At 60.1% G+C, this 6,223-nt stretch carries 10 protein-coding genes; 5 read left to right on the top strand and 5 right to left on the bottom strand.

Features of this window, described 5'->3' with window-relative positions; all coding sequences use genetic code 11:
* Together CN97_RS19555 and CN97_RS19550 are read left to right on the top strand one after the other, a co-directional pair.
* A partial coding sequence (locus CN97_RS19555) for a DUF2243 domain-containing protein (protein ID WP_051911493.1) occupies nt 1-644 on the top strand: 644 nt, incomplete at its 5' end.
* Nucleotides 644-832 (top strand): hypothetical protein, encoded by a 189-nt coding sequence (locus CN97_RS19550; protein WP_035715233.1) that lies wholly within the window; start codon nt 644-646, stop codon nt 830-832. The genes CN97_RS19555 and CN97_RS19550, both read left to right, overlap by 1 nt.
* A gap of 9 nt (nt 833-841) precedes the next feature.
* Here the strand turns inward: CN97_RS19550 and CN97_RS19545 are convergent, their stop codons facing one another.
* The 3 genes from CN97_RS19545 to CN97_RS19535 are packed head-to-tail and all read right to left on the bottom strand — an operon-like array spanning nt 842 to nt 3,204.
* Nucleotides 842-1,150 carry an RNA-binding protein gene (locus CN97_RS19545; protein ID WP_035715231.1) on the bottom strand — a complete coding sequence of 103 codons (309 nt, stop codon included), beginning with the start codon at nt 1,148-1,150 and terminating at the stop codon, nt 842-844.
* A 16-nt stretch (nt 1,151-1,166) separates the two neighbouring features.
* A complete protein-coding gene (locus CN97_RS19540) occupies nt 1,167-2,336 on the bottom strand; it encodes a zinc-dependent alcohol dehydrogenase (protein ID WP_035715228.1) in 1,170 nt (389 codons plus the stop codon).
* Nucleotides 2,337-2,346: 10 nt separating this feature from the next.
* Nucleotides 2,347-3,204 carry an SDR family oxidoreductase gene (locus CN97_RS19535; protein ID WP_035715226.1) on the bottom strand — a complete coding sequence of 286 codons (858 nt, stop codon included), beginning with the start codon at nt 3,202-3,204 and terminating at the stop codon, nt 2,347-2,349.
* Nucleotides 3,205-3,430: 226 nt separating this feature from the next.
* On the opposite strand from CN97_RS19535, the gene CN97_RS19530 reads away from it, so the two are divergent.
* Genes CN97_RS19530 through CN97_RS19520 form a run of 3 tightly spaced genes read left to right on the top strand, consistent with a single transcriptional unit; the run spans nt 3,431 to nt 5,419 of the window.
* The gene (locus tag CN97_RS19530) at nt 3,431-4,156 is read left to right on the top strand and encodes a hypothetical protein (protein WP_035715224.1); all 726 of its coding nucleotides are present in this window, start codon (nt 3,431-3,433) and stop codon (nt 4,154-4,156) included.
* On the top strand, nt 4,146-4,547 hold the full coding sequence (locus CN97_RS19525) for a phage holin family protein (protein ID WP_035715222.1): 402 nt from the start codon (nt 4,146-4,148) through the stop codon (nt 4,545-4,547). The genes CN97_RS19530 and CN97_RS19525 overlap by 11 nt, the downstream gene beginning before the upstream one ends.
* Complete coding sequence (locus CN97_RS19520; RefSeq protein WP_035715220.1) at nt 4,544-5,419, top strand: DUF3618 domain-containing protein; 876 nt, start codon at nt 4,544-4,546, stop codon at nt 5,417-5,419. The genes CN97_RS19525 and CN97_RS19520 overlap by 4 nt, the downstream gene beginning before the upstream one ends.
* A 77-nt stretch (nt 5,420-5,496) precedes the next feature.
* Here CN97_RS19520 and CN97_RS19515 read toward each other — a convergent pair whose 3' ends face one another.
* Together CN97_RS19515 and CN97_RS19510 are read right to left on the bottom strand one after the other, a co-directional pair.
* Nucleotides 5,497-5,676 (bottom strand): hypothetical protein, encoded by a 180-nt coding sequence (locus CN97_RS19515; RefSeq protein ID WP_035715218.1) that lies wholly within the window; start codon nt 5,674-5,676, stop codon nt 5,497-5,499.
* A 33-nt stretch (nt 5,677-5,709) separates the two neighbouring features.
* Nucleotides 5,710-5,952: a hypothetical protein gene (locus CN97_RS19510; RefSeq protein WP_035715214.1), complete on the bottom strand. Its 243-nt coding sequence runs from the start codon at nt 5,950-5,952 to the stop codon at nt 5,710-5,712.
* Nucleotides 5,953-6,223: the final 271 nt, after the last annotated feature.

Raw genomic sequence — 6,223 nt, 5'->3', positions numbered from 1 at the left:
CCCGGCACGCAGAGTTTTGCAACAACGCCGATTGGAACGCGAATGTCTGGTTCTTGATCATGACCGATGGCGTGTTTCATCTTGCCATGTTCGCAGCGCTTATCATCGCCCTGTGGATGCTATGGCGCGGGGATGTGCGCCCTGAACGTTTGGCAGCAAACACGCTGATCGGCTTCGGGTCATGGCATGTCTTTGATGCCGTTTTGTCGCACGGCGTTCTGGGCATCCACCGCATCAAGGATGCTGCCGCGAACCCGCTGCTTTGGGATCTGGGCTGGGTCGCGGCCTTTGGGTTCGTTCCGATCGCCCTCGGGCTTCTTGCCCTACGCCGCCCTCCGCCCCCAATGCGCGGCATCCGTATCTTACTCCTAATGGCTGCAGTCGGCATGGGGGCACTCAACGCCGTTCCTATAGTTGAGCCCAAGGGGCCGGTAATCGTTGCCTTTGCGCCGAATACGAGTTTCGCCTCGATCACGCGCGCGGCAGAGGCGGTCGGCGCGAACCTCATCACCACAGACGCCTCGGGAGGCGTATGGGCGCTCGACATGCCCGAGGATGCGGAGTGGTGGCGGCTATACCTGCACGGGGCGGTCATGGTTGGACGCGGACCGGCGGCGGGCTGCCTTGCGTGGACGGAGGCGTGATGCAACGAAACTCAAACCGCGCATCGTTCACTTTCCACACCAGACCCCTCGGGCTTCATGCGGAGGTCGAGGTGACGCCCCTTGGGCTTCTGCCGATCGGCTGTCTCGTATCGGGGATATTGCTTGCGGTCGTCCCCATCGTCACGGCGGCCGGCAGGGCGAGCGCGCAAAAGACGCCCGCCCATTAGGGGGTCACCTCACGTCGGCGATCTCTCTCCGGTGTCGGCGAATGCCTTCCGGACCTTCGCGACTTCGCTTTCAGTGACATCCACGGAGATTTGAATGGACCCGGCGAGGGCGCCATCCGAACGGTCGTCGTCGCCCATCGCCGGTGAGGCATCGCCACCGGATTCTTCCGTCCCTGCCGAATTTTCGGGGCCCATTGCCTCGACGAACACATCTGCGCGGTTCAGGTCATGCTGCTGCACCAGATGTTCGACGGCACGGTCTGCGGCTTCGCGCGTGGCAAAGATGGCATTCACGGTCTTGGTTTTGTCTTCGGACATTGTCATTTCCTTGGGCTCAGGGGTTCAGCACGACTTTGATGCAGCCGTCCGCTTTGTCGCGGAAGGTCTTGTAAAGCTCCGGCCCATCTTCCAGCTTGCCTTTGTGGGTGATGACGAATGACGGGTCGATCCGCCCCTCCTCGATCAGGCCCAAGAGTTTGGGCATGTAGCGCTGCACCGGCGTCTGGGCCATGCGGAAGGTCAGGCCGCGATTGATCGCCGATCCCATCGGCATCTTGTCGAGGAACCCCGCATAGACGCCGACGATGGAAACGGTGCCGAAGTTGCGGCAGCACATGATCGCCTGACGCAGCACATGCGGGCGGTCGGTGCCCATGAAGGTCGCGACCTTGATCCTGTCGATTACCGCCATGAAGCCCGATGTGGTGTCTGGCTCGGTCCCGACTGCGTCGATGCAGGCATCCGCGCCGCGCCCTTCTGTGCGGGCCATGATCTCGTCATAGATGTCGGCCTCTGCAAAATCGAGCACCTCGGCGCCTGCGGCGGCGGCAAGCGCCAACCGTTCGGGCACGGTGTCGATGGCGATCACCCGCTCCGCCCCAAGGATGAAGGCCGACCGGATCGCCATCTGTCCGACCGGCCCGCAGCCCCAGATCGCGATCGTGTCGCCTGGTTTGATGTCGCAGAATTCCGCCGCCATATAGCCGGTCGGGAAGATGTCCGACAGGAACAGCGCCTGATCGTCGGAAAGATTCGACGGCACCTTGATATGGCCAACATCAGCATAAGGCACCCGCAGATATTCCGCCTGACCGCCGGAATAACCGCCCAGCAAATGCGAATAGCCGAACAAACCAGCGGGCGAATTGCCCCACATCTTCTTAGCCTTGTCGAAGTCGCGGTTCGACCTTTCGCACCCCGAGAAAAAACCACGTTGGCAAAAGAAGCACTCGCCGCAGGCAATAGTGAAAGGGATAACGACACGGTCGCCGACCTTCAGTTTGCTGGTGTCGGCGCCGACCTCTACCACTTCTCCCATCGTCTCGTGGCCGATGACGTCGCCATGCTCCATGCAGGCCATGACGCCGTCGTAGATATGCAGGTCTGAGCCACAGATTGCACAGGACGTCACCTTGATGATCGCATCCTTTGCGTCCTCGATCTGCGGATCGGGGACCGTCTCATAGCGCATGTCGCTTTTGCCATGCCAGGTAAGAGCCTTCATATCCGTCTCCTCAAATGATTGGCTGGCCGCCGGTGACGGCGATGGTTGCGCCCGAGGTGTAGCTGGACCGGGGATCGGCCAGCATCACATAGGCGGCGGCAAGTTCGGCCGGTTGGCCAGCGCGCTTGAACGGGACCTGCTCGCCAAATTTCGAGACCTTCTCCGCAGGCATCGTCGACGGGATCAGCGGCGTCCAGATGGGACCGGGTGCGACGCAGTTCACGCGGATACCCTGTTCGGCCAGCGCTTGCGCGAGGCCGCCCGTGAAGTTCTGTATTGCGCCCTTGGTTGTTGCGTAGGCCAACAGACCGGGGTTTGGCTTATCAGCATTGATCGAGGTGGTGTTGATGATCGACGCGCCCGCGCTCAAGTGCGGCAGGGCTGCCTTCACGAGGTAGAACATCGCATGGATATTGACCTTGAATGTCAGCTCCCACTCCTCGTCCGGAATGTCGGCAACGCTATCAAACGTCGCCTGATGGGCGGCGTTATTCACGAGTATGTCGAGGCCGCCAAGTTCGTTGACTGCCGTATCTATGATCTTGCGGCAATGCGCTGCTTCTTTGATGTCGCCTGGAACCAGCACTGCCTTGCGCCCCGCCTGCTCGACCAGACGTGCAGTGTCTTTCGCGTCTTCGTGCTCGTTCAAATACGAGATAAGAATGTCAACTCCTTCACGCGCGTAGGCGATGGCAACCGCGCGACCAATGCCGCTATCGCCCCCTGTGATGACGGCTTTGAGACCGGCCAGACGGCCCGACCCCGCATAGCTTTCTTCACCATGATCCGGACGCGGGGTCATCGCGCCGGTCGTTCCTGGCATGTCTTGCTGTTGTTCGGGATAGGGCGGTGTCGGATAATCGATCATGACGTCCTCGGTTTCCTTGAAACGCGCCGCGTTGCGGCACTGCCTTAAAGGAACTTGCTCTTCGATCCTGATGTTCCGGCTCAATTCTCCCGGCCATTCCGGGCTTCACGCCAAAGACGTCGATGATCGTGAATACCGTATAAGTCGCCCGTCTTAGTGAACCAGACCGGCCTGACGCCGTTGATCCATAGGAATGCCCGATGCGGGCAAATGGAGGAAACATGCGATGACCGATAACGAGCAAAACCGGACCGGCGACACCCAGAGACCTACCGAAGACCTAAAGGATGCCGCACGGCACGAGTACGAGGATGCGCGCCAACGTCTTTCGGGCCATGCCGAGCGTTTGAAGACCGAAGGCGCGTCAACGATCAAAACCGTCGTTACCGACGAGCTCGACCGCCGTAAGGCAGGCGTGGGCGCGGAATTCCGGTCCCTTGCAGAGACCCTTCGCAACGCATCCAAGGAACAGGCCGCGAAAGCCGAAAGCGGCATCGGTGCTGCTCCGTCATCCCTTCTTGGCCAAGGGGCGGATGTGCTTGAAAGCCTGAGCTCGGAACTTGACGGGCAATCCGTCAGCGATCTGACACGCTCAGTCTCTGCCTACGCACGCGCCAATCCGGCAATCTTCATCGGCGGATGTATTCTCGCCGGTCTTGCTGTCGGGCGTCTGCTGACTGCGTCGGAACATAAGAACGCAGATGGGTCTTCAAACCAATCTAACCCATATCGGCCGGGGCAGTATGACGATCGTCGCCGCGACGATAATACGCAGCCTCCGGCCTACCGGGCTCAGCGAGAGTCCGGATACACGGCGAGCCAGGCCCGCGATCCCGGCACCGAACCTCCGGTATTCGGCACACCCGGCAGCACGATGCGCGAGCCGTCCGGTGCCAGCGTTACGGATACTTCACCCGAGGCTCTGCGCCGGGAGGATAAGCATGGCCTATGACAACAGGGACTCTGATCCTCGCGGCATCGCGACACTGCTAAGCGACCTTGTCCGCGACCTAACCGAACTGGTGCGCAGCGAAGGTCGACTGGTCCGGTCCGAGATCAACGAGTCAGGCCGCAAACTCGCGGCGGGTGCCGAGATGCTTGCCGCTGGTGCAATCATCATGCTTCTCGCAGCGATCGTATTGCTTCAGGCCCTTGTCCTCGCACTTGCACACTGGGTCGGACCGACTTGGGCAGCCGTTATCGTCGGTGGCGTGCTGTTTGTCATCGGTGCCATCCTGATGGTCCGAGGCAAAAAGAATCTCTCCGTTTCCACCCTGCTTCCAGAACGCGCGGTCGAGCAGACCAGCCGCGACGCCAAGCTCGCAAAGGATCAACTCAAATGACCGACTCTCCCGATAAGATCGAAGCCGAAGTCGAAGCAAATCGCGCAAACGTCGAGAGTACTCTCGACGCTTTGAAGAGCCGCCTTTCGGTGGAAAATGTCGTCAATGATGCGACGCGGTTCGTCGGCATCAACGATGCCCGTGGCACCCTTGTCGCCGTAGGCCGAGAAATCCGTGCCGAACCCGTTGCCTTCGGTATGATTGGCCTTGGTCTCGCTTTGCTTGCAACCGGCGTAGCACGCAGAGAGCCACAGGATCCGCGTCTCCCGTATACACCGACCGGACGGACCCCGCAGCACGGTTACGACCGGACCGCTCGTTCAATGCAAGCTGGCTCTCCCGAAAAGGGGCTCGGAGACCGTATTCACGAATATTCCGATCAGGCCCGCAATGCAGCCTCGGACTATTCCTCGAAAGCGGGCGAAAAAGTTGCCGAGTATTCGGACGCGGCCAATCGTCGGCTGCATGACGCTCAGCATGCTGTTCATGAGGGCTACGATGCGGTGCGCGATCGAGCGTCCGACTTCCAGCGCCGGGCCGGGCAGCAGATGGAGTCTCAGCCGCTCCTGTTTGGGGCATTGGCGCTTGCAGCTGGAGCTGTCATCGCCGCAGCGCTGCCGAGATCGAGTGTCGAGGATCGCTGGGTAGGGCCGGCACGAGATCGCTTGTTGGATGAAGCCACAGACGTTGCTGCGAATTTAGCGGATCGTGGAACCGATGCCGCGAAAGCCGGCTATGCCGCAGCAGTTGAGACTGCGAAGGATGAGGGTCTCGTGCCTCAGGGCGGCGATACCATCGCATCCAAAGTCGAGCATGTTGTACAGGCCGCCGTTGCCGGGGCAAAGAGTAAGATCGACAAAGATCAGGCCTAGTTGCTTCCTTTACGTACAAGCAACAAATCTTAGCGCGGTCGGCATGTGCAGCTTACTTTGACGCTCCGGCCAAGCTTTTAAGGCGTGCTGACTTCGACATCTGGTGCAGCCACGCCTTGGGCCCCGGTAATAGCCGGAACTTGCTGGCTCGACATGTACAGAACCATCGCAGCAGCAACGCCGAAAGCTGCTGCGACAACGAAAAAGAACGCCTTCGCGCTACGCGGTTTATCACGCGTCGGGGCAATCTTACGCATGATTACTCTCCCCTTTTTGGTACCGACTTCCCCTTACTTGTTAGCGTCCGCGATATTCTTGAGAGGTTCGTCGGTGGTAACCTCCCCGCGGCCATCGTCGCGCTGATTGTGTTTCTTCGTAGCATCCTCCGCCTCAAGGGTCTGTGCGGGACTGACGGGCGTTTTGTCGACCTTTCCAGGCTGCTTTGTTTGGTTGTCTGGGCGATCATTCGAGTCATGAGTATGCGTCGACGCCGGGTCATGACGCTGGGCACGCTGGTCGATCTCTTTGGGCATAGGTTGGTCCTCCTACAGCAAGAACATAAATGGCGCCCGGTTGTTCGATCCGGAGTATCCGTCGGCGATCACCTCCAGCGGCCCCAAAGCACTAACCCTCCTCCGCAATGGGCTGAGGGTCGATCTTCTGTTCACCGATATCATCATACCGGAGATGACTGAAGCTCGCGGACGCCGTAGCTGAATTCCTTCCACACCTGCCCGTCATCTATGCGGCGGGGTATACAAGCAATGCACTGGTCGGCGTTGTTGCAAAACTCTGCGTGCCGGG

It is taken from the genome of Haematobacter massiliensis, assembly GCF_000740795.1.
In the GTDB taxonomy this organism is placed as follows: domain Bacteria; phylum Pseudomonadota; class Alphaproteobacteria; order Rhodobacterales; family Rhodobacteraceae; genus Haematobacter; species Haematobacter massiliensis.
The sequence above is the reverse complement of the archived record's forward strand: the minus strand, read 5'-3'. Positions and strand labels throughout refer to the sequence as shown.